11 protein-coding genes and 1 pseudogene are annotated in these 12,797 nt (G+C 64.5%); 6 read left to right on the top strand and 6 right to left on the bottom strand.

Annotated elements, in window-relative coordinates; translation table 11 throughout:
• Positions 1–743: xanthine dehydrogenase accessory protein XdhC (xdhC, locus tag AC1D1P_RS04780; protein ID WP_477672243.1), on the top strand; the 743-nt coding region annotated here is incomplete at its 5' end.
• A 201-nt stretch (positions 744–944) separates the two neighbouring features.
• Positions 945–2,174, top strand: coding sequence for a urate hydroxylase PuuD (locus AC1D1P_RS04775; protein ID WP_477672242.1), 1,230 nt, complete (start codon positions 945–947; stop codon positions 2,172–2,174).
• Positions 2,175–2,195: 21 nt separating this feature from the next.
• Here AC1D1P_RS04775 and AC1D1P_RS04770 read toward each other — a convergent pair whose 3' ends face one another.
• Positions 2,196–3,131 (bottom strand): LysR family transcriptional regulator, encoded by a 936-nt coding sequence (locus AC1D1P_RS04770; RefSeq protein ID WP_477672241.1) that lies wholly within the window; start codon positions 3,129–3,131, stop codon positions 2,196–2,198.
• A 101-nt stretch (positions 3,132–3,232) separates the two neighbouring features.
• Here AC1D1P_RS04770 and AC1D1P_RS04765 point away from each other — a divergent pair, with 101 nt between their 5' ends.
• Together AC1D1P_RS04765 and AC1D1P_RS04760 are read left to right on the top strand one after the other, a co-directional pair.
• Complete coding sequence (locus AC1D1P_RS04765) at positions 3,233–4,321, top strand: tartrate dehydrogenase (RefSeq protein WP_477672240.1); 1,089 nt, start codon at positions 3,233–3,235, stop codon at positions 4,319–4,321.
• Between the two features lie 79 nt (positions 4,322–4,400).
• Entirely contained in the window at positions 4,401–5,381 is a 981-nt protein-coding gene (locus AC1D1P_RS04760; RefSeq protein ID WP_477672239.1) for a tripartite tricarboxylate transporter substrate binding protein, read from the top strand.
• Positions 5,382–5,470: 89 nt separating this feature from the next.
• Here the strand turns inward: AC1D1P_RS04760 and AC1D1P_RS04755 are convergent, their stop codons facing one another.
• The gene (locus AC1D1P_RS04755) at positions 5,471–5,806 is read right to left on the bottom strand and encodes a DMT family transporter (protein ID WP_457279830.1); all 336 of its coding nucleotides are present in this window, start codon (positions 5,804–5,806) and stop codon (positions 5,471–5,473) included.
• Between the two features lie 133 nt (positions 5,807–5,939).
• Here AC1D1P_RS04755 and AC1D1P_RS04750 point away from each other — a divergent pair, with 133 nt between their 5' ends.
• Complete coding sequence (locus AC1D1P_RS04750; protein WP_477672238.1) at positions 5,940–7,298, top strand: glycerate kinase type-2 family protein; 1,359 nt, start codon at positions 5,940–5,942, stop codon at positions 7,296–7,298.
• Between the two features lie 62 nt (positions 7,299–7,360).
• Here AC1D1P_RS04750 and AC1D1P_RS04745 read toward each other — a convergent pair whose 3' ends face one another.
• The 3 genes from AC1D1P_RS04745 to AC1D1P_RS04735 form a co-directional block, all read right to left on the bottom strand.
• Positions 7,361–8,878 (bottom strand): amidase, encoded by a 1,518-nt coding sequence (locus tag AC1D1P_RS04745; RefSeq protein ID WP_477672237.1) that lies wholly within the window; start codon positions 8,876–8,878, stop codon positions 7,361–7,363.
• Between the two features lie 13 nt (positions 8,879–8,891).
• On the bottom strand, positions 8,892–9,890 hold the full coding sequence (locus AC1D1P_RS04740) for a Bug family tripartite tricarboxylate transporter substrate binding protein (protein ID WP_477672236.1): 999 nt from the start codon (positions 9,888–9,890) through the stop codon (positions 8,892–8,894).
• 64 nt (positions 9,891–9,954) lie between these two features.
• Entirely contained in the window at positions 9,955–11,088 is a 1,134-nt protein-coding gene (locus tag AC1D1P_RS04735) for an NAD(P)/FAD-dependent oxidoreductase (RefSeq protein ID WP_477672235.1), read from the bottom strand.
• Positions 11,089–11,163: 75 nt separating this feature from the next.
• Here AC1D1P_RS04735 and AC1D1P_RS04730 point away from each other — a divergent pair, with 75 nt between their 5' ends.
• Positions 11,164–11,775 (top strand): helix-turn-helix domain-containing protein, encoded by a 612-nt coding sequence (locus AC1D1P_RS04730; protein WP_477668138.1) that lies wholly within the window; start codon positions 11,164–11,166, stop codon positions 11,773–11,775.
• Positions 11,776–12,391: 616 nt separating this feature from the next.
• Here AC1D1P_RS04730 and AC1D1P_RS04725 read toward each other — a convergent pair.
• Positions 12,392–12,748, bottom strand: a pseudogene (locus AC1D1P_RS04725) (sigma 54-interacting transcriptional regulator); the annotation flags it as partial.
• Positions 12,749–12,797: the final 49 nt, after the last annotated feature.

The raw sequence follows: 12,797 nt of genomic DNA, 5'->3' as shown, positions 1-12,797 counted from the left end.
GTTCGGTGCCGCGCGAGGCGGGAACCTGGATGGCGGTCTTTCCCGATGCGCTGGTGGGCACGATAGGCGGCGGCCACCTGGAATACGACGCCATCGCCAGGGCGCGTGCGCTGCTCGCGGATGGCGCCCAGGGGCGTCAGGCGACAACGTTGCGCGTGGCACTGGGCCCGTCGCTGGGCCAATGCTGTGGCGGCGTGGTGGAGCTTCGCTTTGAATGCGTCAGCGCGGGCGACACACCGGCGCTAGCCGTGCGATTGGGCCAGGCCGAGTTGACGCCGGTGGCGCTGTTCGGCGGCGGCCACGTCGGCCACGCGCTGGTGCGGGTGCTCGCCCCCTTGCCGTTTTCACTCAGCTGGATAGACAGCCGCGACGGCGTGTTCCCCGCCAGCGTGCCGCCGCGCGTGGTGGCCGAACATTCCGATCCCGTACAAGCCGCCGTGCCTGGCCTGGCGCCGCAGTCCCGCGTGCTCATCATGAGCTTCAGCCATGCGGAAGACCTCGACATCGTGGCTGCCTGCCTGCTGCGCCAGCGCGAGAAATCCGATTTACCCTACATCGGCTTGATCGGCAGCAAGACCAAATGGGCGGCATTCCGCCACCGCCTGGAAGCCCGGGGCTTCGCCGCGAGCGAGCTGGCGCAAGTGACGTGCCCCATCGGCGTGCCCGGCATTACTGGCAAGGAGCCGGAAGTCATCGCCGTGGCGGTAGCGGCCCAGCTGTTGCAAACCATCAACGCGGGTTGAGCGCGGCGCAGAAATTTTTCGGAGCTGAAGCCAAACTCTATAAACTTGGTGCGTCAGGCCGCAGCGGAGCCGGGAAGCCGGAGCTAACTTCAAGTTAGCGCCAGCTTCTTTTGTTCGCGGCCTTGTTTCTGCTTACAGCGCCCGCAGTGGTGAGCAGGTTGCACAAGGCAGCGCCCTCGCGTGCTGCATAGGTTGAGAGATATGGAAAACTACCTTCTCGACTGGGCCAACCTGCTGCTGCGCTGGGTCCATGTCATCACCGCCATCGCCTGGGTGGGTTCCTCGTTTTATTTTGTCTTTCTCGACAGCAGCCTCACGCCGCCCGAGGACGAAGACCTCAAAAAGCAGGGCGTGAGCGGCGAGCTCTGGGCCRTGCACGGCGGCGGTTTTTACCACCCCGTCAAATTCGCTGTCAAGCCGCCGCAACTGCCGGCGCACCTGCACTGGTTTTACTGGGAAAGCTACAGCACCTGGCTGTCGGGCTTTGCGCTGTTCACGATCTCCTATTTGTGGAACGCCGGCACCTACCTTGTCGACAAATCGCTGATGAACTGGTCGCCCGGCGCGGCCGGTGCGGTGGCGCTGTCCTTCTTTGTAATTTTCTGGATGCTGTACGACGGCATCTGCCAGCTGTTCGGGCGCAAGAAAAGCGGAGATGCCATCGTCGGCGCGTTGGTCGCGGTGCTGGTGTGCGCAGCCTCCTGGCTGGCCTGCCACTGGTTTGCCGGGCGCGCGGCCTTTTTGCTGGTAGGCGCCATGATGGCCACCGCCATGAGCGCCAACGTGTTCTTCTGGATCATCCCCGGCCAGCGCAAGGTCGTCGCCGCCATCAAGGCCGGCGAGCCGGTCGATGCGGTGCACGGCCAGCGCGGCAAGCAGCGCAGCGTGCACAACACCTACTTCACGCTGCCGGTGTTGTTTGCCATGCTCAGCAACCACTACAGCTTTACCTGGAGCCACCCGCAGAACTGGCTGGTGCTGATCCTGATGATGCTGGTCGGCGCGGCCATCCGCCAGTTTTTTGTGCTGCGCCACGGCTACAAACTGGGCCGCAACCGGCACCCGTTGCCGTATGCGCTGGTGGGCGTGGCTGTCATCGCCGCCGTGATCGTCTGGATGAAACCTCCTGCCGCTGTGGGCGCTATCAATTCAGTAGCTGGTGGCGCACAACCAGTGGGCGCTGCAGGCCAAAATAGCTTTCAACAAGTGCAGGCCATCATGGCCCAGCGCTGCTACCTGTGCCACGGTGCACAGGTGCAGATGAAAAACGTGCGGCTTGACTCACCCGAAGCATTGGCGCGCCACGCGACGCAGGTCTACCAGCAGGCGGTGGTCACGCGGCTGATGCCCATGAACAATGCCACGGGCATCACGGAGACTGAGCGGCAGGCGATCAGGCAGTGGTTCGATGCGGGCGCCAAAACGGAGTAAGCCGAGTAAGCCGGGCAAGCCTTACCAGTTGCCGGCCAGCCCTGCGGCGCGTGTGGACGGCTTGCTGAAATGCTGGGCCAGGAAATCCACAAAAGCCCTGACCCGCACCGAATGCTGATGCCGGGCCGGGTACACCGCATGGATGTCGGCTGCCGGTGTGCGGTAGTTCTCCAGCACCTGCACCAGCCGGCCGCTGCGCAGGTATTTGGCGATGTCCCATTCGGCGCGCATCAAAATTCCGTGGCCGTCGAGGGCCCAGTTCACCGCAATCTCGCCGTCGCTGGTGCTGAGGTTGCCGTGCACCTTGATGGCCTGCGTGTGCTTGCCGGAAGCCAGGCGCCACATGCCGTAGGCCTCGTCACCCTGGCGTATGCCGATGCAGTTGTGCTGCGCCAGGTCATGCGGCACCCTGGGCGTGCCGTGGCGGGCCAGATAGGCCGGTGAGGCGCAGAGCAGGCGGCGATTCGGTGCGATCAACCGCGCGATCACGCGGGCGTCCGGCGGTTCACCGAAACGGACACAAACATCGAAGGCGTCTTCAGTCAGCGGCGGCGGATTGACCGTGAGCTGCAACTGCACTTCTACCCCGGGATGGGCTTTCACGAAACGCGAGATCAGCGGCGCCACATGGTTGCGGCCGAAGCCTATGGTGGCGTTCACGCGCAGCAGGCCCTTGGGCGCCGCCACGGCACTGGACACCTGCTGCTCCATGTCGTCAATGTCGGCAAGGATGCGGCGCGCGTGCGTAAGGTAAATCTCGCCTTCCTGCGTGAGGCTGGCGCGCCGTGTGGTGCGGCTCAGCAACTGCACCCCCAGCCTGGCCTCCATCTGCGCGAGCCGCTTGCTGATGGCAGCTGTGCTGACGCCGAGCTCGCGCGCCGTGGCCGACAGGCTGCCGTAGCGCGCCAGCAGGCTGAAAAAAGCCATCTCCGAGGGGGCTGTGTTGACTGGAATCATTCGTAACCTGTGGTTAACAGTAATCTTACTTTAGGGGGTTTTATTGTCTKTGCCAACCGATACAGTGAACAGATCACAACCGAGAAAACTGAGGAACCAACATGAAGACCTACAAGATCGCCTGCATCCCCGGCGACGGCATCGGCAAGGAAGTCGTACCGGCCGGCCAGCAGGTGCTGCAGGCACTGGCCGCGGCACAAAAGAATTTCGCTTTCAGCTTCAGTGCTTTTGATTGGGGCGGCGACTACTATCGCCGGCACGGCATGATGATGCCGGAGGACGGCCTGGACGCGCTGCGCGACAAGGACGCCATCCTGTTCGGCTCGGCCGGCGACCCGCACATTCCCGACCACATCACGCTTTGGGGCTTGCGCCTCAAAATTTGCCAGGGCTTTGACCAGTACGCCAATGTGCGGCCCACGCGCATCCTGCCCGGCATCGACGCGCCGCTCAAGCGCTGCACACCGGAGCAGCTCAACTGGGTGATCGTGCGCGAGAACTCCGAAGGCGAGTATTCAGGTGTGGGCGGGCGCGCCCACCAGGGCCACCCGATCGAAGTGGCCACCGATGTGTCGATGATGACCCGCGCCGGCGTCGAGCGCATCATGCGCTTTGCCTTCAGGCTCGCCCAGTCCCGCCCGCGCAAGCTGCTGACCGTGGTCACCAAGTCCAACGCCCAGCGCCATGCCATGGTGATGTGGGACGAGATCGCGCTGCAGATCAGCCGGGAGTTTCCGGACGTGACCTGGGACAAGGAACTGGTCGACGCCTGCACGGCCCGCATGGTCAACCGCCCCGCTTCGCTCGATACCGTGGTCGCCACCAACCTGCATGCCGATATCCTGAGCGACCTGGCGGCCGCGCTGGCCGGCAGCCTGGGCATTGCACCGACGGGCAATATCGACCCCGAGCGCCGCTACCCGAGCATGTTCGAGCCGATTCACGGCTCGGCCTTTGACATCATGGGAAAAGGCCTGGCGAACCCTATTGGCACTTTCTGGAGTTGTGTCATGCTGCTGGAGCACCTGGGCGAAACCGGTGCGGCCGCGGTGTTGATGGCCGCAATCGAAAAGGCGACCGCCAGCGCTGCGCTGCACACGCGCGACCTGGGCGGCAGCGCCACAACGGCGCAGGTCACCGAGGCCGTCTGTGCAGAGGTCGGCAGGCAGCGACTACTGCAGGCCGCTTGAGCCTTTCAGTGAAAGCCGGTGCAACCAGGCTACGCATGCCGGCGAGTTTTCCGCTTCAGAAACATTCAGGAGACACACCATGAAAGTTGAAGTGAAAAAGTGGATGGGCATTTTCTGCATGGCCGCAGTGCCCGCCGCCATGGCGCAGACTGCCGCGCCCGCAGCGGGTGTGGTGTGCCCCGACAGGAACGTGCTGTACTGGCAGGCCTTTCCACCGGGTGGTGAGTCGGACCTGTCGGCGCGCCACCAGCAGGTCGTGCTCAAGAAAAAATGCCCGGCCGTCGACACCATCATCCAGTACAAGGCGGGCGCCGGCGGCGGCCTGATGTGGGGCCAGATGAACAACCTGCCGGGCGACGGCCTCAATGTAGTGGGCATCAACCTGCCGCACATCGTGTTCCAGCCCATCGAGGGCGAGGTGCAGTACAAAACTGCCGACATCGTGCCGGTGTTCTGGTTCCACTACACCCCCGACGTGCTGGTGGTGCCCGAGAAAAGCCCTATCAAAACGTTTGCGGACTTCATCGCCGCAGCCAAAAAAGACCCCGGCAAGCTGAACCTGGGCGGCTCGGGGCTGAACTCCGCCAACCATGCGGCGCATGAGCGGCTCAACGCGGCTTTCGGCGTCAAGAGCACCTACGTGCCCTACAAGGGGACGGGCGACATGACGATGGCCGTGATCGGCTCGCAGGTCGACGGTGCGATGACCTACACGCCGTTTGCCATCGGCAACAAGGGCAGGGTGCGCCCGCTGGCAGTCGCCATGGAAAAGCGCCACCCGATGATGCCCGACGTGCCTACCTTCAGGGAGCTTGGTGTGGACTGGGTGGACGGCGCCTACCGCGGCATTGGCGTGCCCAAGTCCACCCCGCTGGAAGCGCGCAAGCGGCTGTCGGACATGTGGGCCGTGCTGAACAACGACCCCGAGATGAAGGAACTCGCCGCCAAAAATGGCTTTGAGCTCGTCAACGTGGGCCTGGACCAGATGGACGGATTCATGAAGGAGCGCATCCGTATCTACACCGAAGGTGCGAAGCGCCTGGGCCTGGGGAAAAAGTAGCTCCCGGCGCCGGTCGGTTATGGCTTCAACTCCAATGCCGGATCTTTGCCGTGAGATGAGAGTCCTGTCAGGGCCGCAAGACGGGGGCCTCAGTGAAGGCTGGTGGTGTTGGAAAGAAGGTTCAACACCACCACGCCGGCAATGATGAGCGCCATCCCCACCATGCCCCAGAGGTCAATCTTCTGCTGGTGAACGAAGAAACTGGTGATGCTGATCAGCACAATGCCCAGGCCCGACCATATGGCGTAGGTCACGCCGGTGGGGATGGACTTCATCGTCACCGTGAGGAGATACAGCGCGGTGCCATAACCCGCGATGCTGATCAACGAGGGCACCAGGCGCGTGAAACTGTCGCTGGACTTGAGTGCCGTGGTGGCAATGACTTCGGCAACGATGGCGATGCCCAGGGCCAGGTAGGCGTTCATGAGACTCTTCTTTCTGCTTCGGTGGATGATGGCTCATTCTAGGAAACTGCCTTTCCGGCGAAATCCCAAACCATCCCGCGTTTCCGGGTTACTGCCCGGTTACCACGGCACAATCCGGGGTGGAGACATTTCAATGACTGCAGCCAAGACACCTACCCCCGGCACGCCCATCCCGGACGCCGCCACCCAGCCGCGCCAGTTCCTCGAGCACCTGTACGCCGCCGCCGTTGCGCGCGCGCTGCCGCTTGAGAACACCGCACGCTACCTGCCCAAACCGCCCACCCCCGAAAGCGGCGGCCGCACCATCGTGATCGGTGCGGGCAAGGCCGGCGGTTCCATGGCGCAGGCGGTGGAGGCACTGTGGCCCGCCGACGCACCGCTTGAAGGCCTGGTCGTGACCCGCTACCACCACATTCCGCCGCGCCCCGAAGGGCTGAAACAGCGCATCGAGGTTGTCGAAGCCGCGCACCCGGTGCCGGACGCGGCAGGGCTGGAAGCTGCACAGCGCATCCTGGCCATGGTGCAGGGGCTGGGCAAAAACGACCTGGTGCTGTGCCTGATCTCGGGGGGCGGCTCGGCGTTGCTGACCTTGCCGGCCGAAGGCTTGACGCTGGAAGACAAGCAGCGTATCAACAAGGCGCTGCTCAACAGCGGCGCCAATATTTCCGAGATGAACTGCGTGCGCAAACATCTCTCGCGCATCAAGGGCGGCCGCCTGGCCGCAGCCTGCGCGCCGGCGCGTGTGGTGACGCTGACCATCAGCGACGTGCCGGGAGACGATCCGTCCATCATCGCCAGCGGCCCTACTGTGCCTGACGCCACCAGTTGCGCCGAGGCGGTGGCCATCCTGCAGCGCTACGGCATTGAAGTGCCCGGCGCCATCATGAGCCTGCTGGAGCAGGGCGCACTCGAAACGCCCAAGCCGGGCGATGCGGTCTTCAAAGGCCATGAGGTGCATATGATTGCCACGCCGCAGCAAAGCCTGGAGGCTGCCGCCGCTGTGGCGCGCGCAGCCGGCTTGCAGGCGCACATCCTGAGCGACGAGATGGAAGGTGAATCCCGCGAGGTCGGCAAGGTGCATGCGGCGCTTGCCCGTGCCGTGGCATTGAAGGGGCAGCCCTTCAGCAAGCCCTGCGTGATCCTGAGCGGCGGGGAAACCACAGTGACCGTCCGCAAGCAAGCAGAAGGCACACCCCGCGGCCGCGGAGGCCGTGCCGGCGAATTCTGCATGGGCCTGGCCTTGGCCCTGCAGGGCCAGCCGGGTGTGTATGCGCTGGCAGCTGACACCGACGGCATTGATGGCGTGGAGGACWACGCGGGTGCCTATGTGGCGCCCGACACGCTGCAGTGCGCACTGGCCAAAGGCATGAAGCTGGACCAGTACCTGGACCGCAACGACGCCTACGGCTACTTCGAGCCGCTGGGTGGCCTGGTCATTCCCGGGCCCACACATACCAACGTCAATGACTTCCGGGCGCTATTGATTTTGTAGCTACTTGCGCAGGTTCTGCCTGCGTTTCGGGCCTGTTTGGTAAATAAAACAGGGAAAAAACCTCACACGGCCGTCAAACCACCCGTGCCGGGCGCCGCGCTGATCTCGGGCGGATGCGTGACGATGGATTTGAGTTCCGGCCGTGCCGTCTGCAAAGTTTGCAAATCGGGTTGCGGCCTGCGCAAGGTATCGCTGGCTTCAAAGACCTGTTCCAGCGCCTGGCATGCGGCCAGCAGTTGCGCATCGGCGTGCAGCCGTCCAATCACCTGCAGCCCGAAAGGCATGCCGTGTTCGTCCTTGCCGCAGGGCAACGCCAGCGCCGGGTTGGTGGCCAGGGTCACCACATAGGTCAGGCCCAGCCAGTGGTAGTAGTTGCGCATGGCCTGGCCGTCGATGTTGCCGGCATACAGCTCTGTCCAGGGGAAGGGCGTGACCGGCGTGACGGGCGCCAGGATGATGTCGTACTGCTCGAAAGCTTTGGCAAAGCGGCGCGAAATGCGTGTTTGTTCCAGGTGCGCCCAGGCGCGGTCCGCCAGGGTGATGGCGGCTGCGATTTCCATGTTGGCGCGTACATTCGGGCCCAGCGTTTCGGGCGCGTTGCGGTAGGTGTCAGCGAATGCCGCGACAAAACTTTCTGCGCGCAGCGTGTCAAAGGCGCGGTCGGCATCGCCCAGCTCAAGGTCTATCGGCTCGCAGCTCGCTACCAGCGGCCGGATGGCTTCCACGCGCTGGCGGAACACGCGCCGGATTTCCGGGTCCACGATGCACATGCCAAAGTCTTCCGTGGTGCCCACACGCAAGGTGGAAAGGTCCACCTGCTTCAAGGGCCAGAATGTGGAGGCATCCACCGGGTAGGAAAGCGGGTCGCGTGSGTTCGCGCCTACGCTGGCTGCAAACAGCAGCGCCGTATCGGCCACGTTGCGCCCCATSGGGCCGAGTACGGAGATGACGGACCAGCCCAGTGGCCGGGCATCGTTGGCCACCAGTCCGGGCGAAGGCCGCAGGCCGACCACGCCGCAGAGCGAAGCCGGAATACGCAGCGAGCCGCCGGTGTCGGAGCCGGTGCAGATCGGCAGCATGCCGGCTGCCAGCGCCGCCGCCGAGCCGCCGGAAGAACCGCCGGCGTTGAGCGTGGGGTTGAACGGGTTGCCCGTCGCGCCCCACACCGGGTTGCGTGAGTTGGCGCCGGCACCCATGTCGGGCACGTTGGTCTTGGCCGTGACGATGGCGCCCGCCGCGCGCAGTTTGGCCACCAGCGCGTTGTCTTTGGCCGGCACGTTGCCGCGAAGTCCTATGTTGCCGTAGGTGGTGAGCAGGCCCGCGGTGTCCTGCAGATCCTTCACCCCCAGCGGCAGTCCGTGCAAAGGGCCCAGCGGTGCGCCGCGCATCACTTGCGCTTCGGCTTCGCGTGCACCCTCGCGCGCACGCGTGAAGTCGGTCGCGCAGATCGCGTTGATGGCGGGGTTGAGGCGTTCGATGCGGTCTATGCAGGCGTCCATCAGCTCCACCGGCGATACCTCGCGGCTGGCGATCAGGCTACGGAGTTCGACGGCGGAGATGTCTGGCAGGGTGGAGGGCATATCGATGTCTTGTTCAATCTGTTTTGATCTGGGAGCGTTCGGCCAGTGCCTTCATGCGCGCAATTTCCGCCGTCACCATGCCGGACCAGTCGGGGATGGCGGCGTAGCCGGGCTCGAAACCCGCCGCCTTGAGTTTGTCCAGGGTTTCGGTGCTGGCCATCACCGTGGCCAGGGCCTTTTCCAGCCGTGCCTTGACGGGCACCGGCAAGCCCTTGGGCGCCACCACGGCCAGCCAGGCGTTCATGTCGACGGCCGGGTAGCCGGCCTCGGCCATGGTCGGCACATTGGGCAGCAGGGCCGAGCGCTTGTTCATGGCCACGGCCAGCACGCGGATCTTGCCGGACTTGAGTTGCTGCGATGCAGCGACCACGGTGTCGAAAGACACCGGGATCTGGCCGCCGATCAGATCGGTCATCAGGGGGCCGGAGCCCTTGTAGGGCACATGCGTCATCTTCAGGCCCGTGGCCGTATTGAACATCGCGCCGGCGAAGTTGGAGCTGGTGCCATTGCCGAAGCTGCCGTACAGGTATTTGTCCGGATTGGCCTTGGCCGCCGCGACGAACTGGTGCACGTCGGTGGCCGTGACCGACGGATTCACCAGCATGGCCAGCGCCACCGAGCCCACCATGCCTATCGCGTCAAAGCCCTTGGCCGGGTCATAAGACAGCTTGGGTTGCAGCGCCGGGTTCAGCGTGAAGGTGGAGTTGGAGCTCACGAGCAGGGTATAGCCGTCGGGCTTGGCGTTGGCTACCGCAGCCGCACCTATGGCGGTGCCGGCGCCCGGCTTGTTTTCGACCACCACGGGTTGGCCCAATTGGTCACCCAGGGTCTTGCCCAGGATACGCGCCAGCACGTCGGCCGCACCGCCGGCAGGGAAGGGCGCGACCAGCGTCACCGGACGCTCAGGAAAATCGGCGGCATGGGCGGGTCCAACCATGGCGGCAAGCCCGCAGGAAAAGAAGGCGCTGGCGATCAGCGTGCGGCGCATTGCTTTGAAAGACATGTGGTGCATGGTAGGCCTCGTTGAAAATTTGATCAATCGGAAAGGAGTGATTCGAAGGGGGTTGGCTCAAGGTTTAACGCAACCGGGCAGGTGACAGCCTGGACGCATCAACGCCTTGCTGGTGCAGCTCTTCAGGCAGCGCCGCCTGGCGGATCAGCGCATCGGCCAGCGCACTTGCACCTGCCGCGCTCTGGATGCCGTAGCCGCCCTGCGCTGCGAGCCAGAAAAAACCGGGGCAGGCGTTGTCATGGCCAATCACCATTTCCCCGTCGGGTACAAAAGAGCGCAGGCCGGCCCACGTGCTGGAAGGGCGGCGAATCGTCAGTGTCGACACACTTTCGATCTGGTGAATACCCATGGCAATGTCCAGCTCTTCAGGAACCACGTCGTGCGGAACCGTCGGGTCCGCATTGGCGGGTGAGCCCAGCAGCTGCCCGGCATCGGGCTTGAAGTAGTAGCTTTCATCCACACCCACCACGGCGGGCCAGTGTGAGGTGTCCATGCCCTCGGGCGCCTTGAAGGTAAAGGCGCTGCGCCGGTGCGGCACCAGACCGATGGGCTGCGCGCCGAACATGGCGGCCAGCTCGTCAGCCCAGGCGCCTGCGGCATTCACCACGGTTTTGGCGCGCAGCGTCTCGCCGTCGCTGAATTGCAGGGTCCAGCGCTGTCCGTCATGCGTGGCCTGTGTCAGTGTGGCGGCGGTTCGCAGCTCTCCGTCGGCACCGGCCTTCTGGCGAAAGCCGCGCAGAAAGCCCTGGTGCAGTGCATGCACATCCATGTCCTGCGCGCCTGCGTCGTACAGCGCGCCGTGCACCACATCGGGCCGCAGGCAGGGTACATGGGCCAGCGTGGTGCCGGCGTCCAGCGTCACCAGGCCGGGGCAGCTTGCGGACAGTTCCTGGCGGGTGTGCGCCAGTTCTTCTTCCTGGCCGTGCGTGGCAAGGTAAAGCACGCCCCGGGGCTGTATCAGTGCCGGGTGAAACCCTTCCGGCGGCCGTTCGTAAAACCCGCGGCTCGCACGCGTCAGCGCCCGCACCATGGGCGGGCCGTAGGTTTCCATGAACATGGCCGCCGACCGGCCGGTGGAGTGAAACCCCGGCTGGGATTCACGTTCGACGAGCGCAACGCTGCGTTGCCCGGCCAGGCGCCAGGCCAAAGATGCGCCCGCAATGCCGGCGCCGAAGATAAGGATGTCAAATTCTCTCATTTGAGAATTCTCACATGCGAGAATCATGCCTGTCCAGCCCATTTACCGGGATTTTTCGAAAAAAGGGAAAACACCATGCCTGCACGCCCCGCCCGCAACCCTGCCGCCGCCCCCGAGGCGGACCGGGTGCGGCTCGGCCTGAGCCTGCGCGGGCACCGCAAGGCGCGGCGGCTGACGCTCAAGGACCTGTCCGGCCGTTCCGGCGTGGCACTGTCCACGCTGTCCAAGATGGAGCTGGGCCAGATTTCGGTCAGCTATGAAAAGCTGGCCGCCGTAGCGCGGGCGCTGTCGCTGGACGTGGGACAGCTGCTGGACGCGCGAGCCGCGGCGCCGGCCCCTGGCGCTGCAAAGCCGGTGGTGGTCTGGTCCGAAGCAGGCGGTGCGCCGGCCTACAGCTCGGGCAACTATGACTACGGCGCGCTGGCCGCCGGCTTTCCGGGCAAGCGCATGACGCCGATGCACGGCCGCATCGTGGCGCGCAGCCGCAGCCAGTTCCCCGACTTTATCCGCCACGCAGGGCAGGAGTTCGTGATCGTTCTGTCGGGCCGGGTGCGCATCGAGTTCGAGACCGGCGAAATCATCGAAGTGGCGCGCCATGAGTCGGCCTATTTCGACAGCGGCGTGGGCCACATCTACCTTTCGCTGGGCCGCAGCGACGCGCAGGTGCTGGTGGTGATGAGCGAATAGGGCTGCCTGGCCTTGTGTTTCGGGTTTGTACCCGGGTTCAGGTCGACAGCTTCTCCCAGGTCAGGTCAAATTTCAGCAGATATTTGCGCAGCCTGTCCGCATCATTCACTACGCTGCGCTGGGTGCGCGATACATTGAAGAGCGCCCGCCCGGCGTCGCTGAGGGAGGCGCTTTTGCGGCAGACCTCAATCACGGCCTGAAGCTGTAGCTGTTCAAAATAATCGAGTGTGTCCGCGGCGCCTCCCATTAATTCGGCGAGTGAGGCAGCGCCGCCGCTAGCTTCCTGTTCTGTGGCCTGCCATTGCCAGCGTAGTCGCGCGATCTCGGCCTCCACCAGGCTTGCGCCGATGCGGCCGTTGTCACCCAGCGTGGCAAGGCGGGTGATGGATGCRCTCAAGTCGCGAAAATTGCCAGCCCAGATGGCCTCGCCCGATTGTGCAAATCGCAGGTAGGCTGCGCGGGCTTCAGCGGTCATGCGGGTTTTCCTGCCCAGATCCTCGGATGCGAGCGTGAGCTGGTGGTCCATGTTGGGCTCGATATCCTCCCGGCGCTGGCTGAGGCCGGGCAGGGTGTAAGTCCACAGATTGATACGCGCAAAAAGGTCCTCGCGGAAGCGCCCGCGGGCGACTTCCAGACGCAAGTCCTTGTTGGTACCGGCGATCAGCTGGAAGCTGCTTTCGACTTCTTTGTCGGCGCCTACGGGCAGGAAGCGTTTTTCTTCCACGGCCTTGAGCAGCATGGCCTGCTCGTCCAGGCCCAGCTCGCCAATCTCGTCGAGAAACAGCACGCCCTTGTCGGCGGTGCGCAGCAAGCCGGGACGGTCATTGGCCGCCCCGGTGAACGCCCCCTTCTTGTGGCCGAACAGCGTGGAGCCCGCACCGTCGCCGTGCAGCGTCGCGCAGTTCACGTCGACAAAGCTGCCGCTGACCTGGTGGCGCGACTTTTTGAGCTCGAAGATTCGCCGCGCCAGCATCGACTTGYCCGCACCCGTGGGCCCCGTCAGCAGGACGGGCGCCTTGCTC

Source organism: Polaromonas sp. P1_E1_2, assembly GCF_056406035.1.
Note: the sequence above shows the minus strand (reverse complement) of the source record. Positions and strands in the feature narration are given on the sequence as shown.

Excerpts from the sequence above, each read along its gene's own strand:
- AC1D1P_RS04770 (WP_477672241.1), bottom strand. The coding sequence starts at position 3,131 with ATGATTCCAGTCAACACAGCCCCCTCGGAGATGGCTTTTTTCAGCCTG.
- AC1D1P_RS04765 (WP_477672240.1), top strand. The coding sequence starts at position 3,233 with ATGAAGACCTACAAGATCGCCTGCATCCCCGGCGACGGCATCGGCAAG.
- AC1D1P_RS04760 (WP_477672239.1), top strand. The coding sequence starts at position 4,401 with ATGAAAGTTGAAGTGAAAAAGTGGATGGGCATTTTCTGCATGGCCGCA.
- AC1D1P_RS04755 (WP_457279830.1), bottom strand. The coding sequence starts at position 5,806 with ATGAACGCCTACCTGGCCCTGGGCATCGCCATCGTTGCCGAAGTCATT.
- AC1D1P_RS04740 (WP_477672236.1), bottom strand. The coding sequence starts at position 9,890 with ATGCACCACATGTCTTTCAAAGCAATGCGCCGCACGCTGATCGCCAGC.
- AC1D1P_RS04735 (WP_477672235.1), bottom strand. The coding sequence starts at position 11,088 with ATGAGAGAATTTGACATCCTTATCTTCGGCGCCGGCATTGCGGGCGCA.
- AC1D1P_RS04730 (WP_477668138.1), top strand. The coding sequence starts at position 11,164 with ATGCCTGCACGCCCCGCCCGCAACCCTGCCGCCGCCCCCGAGGCGGAC.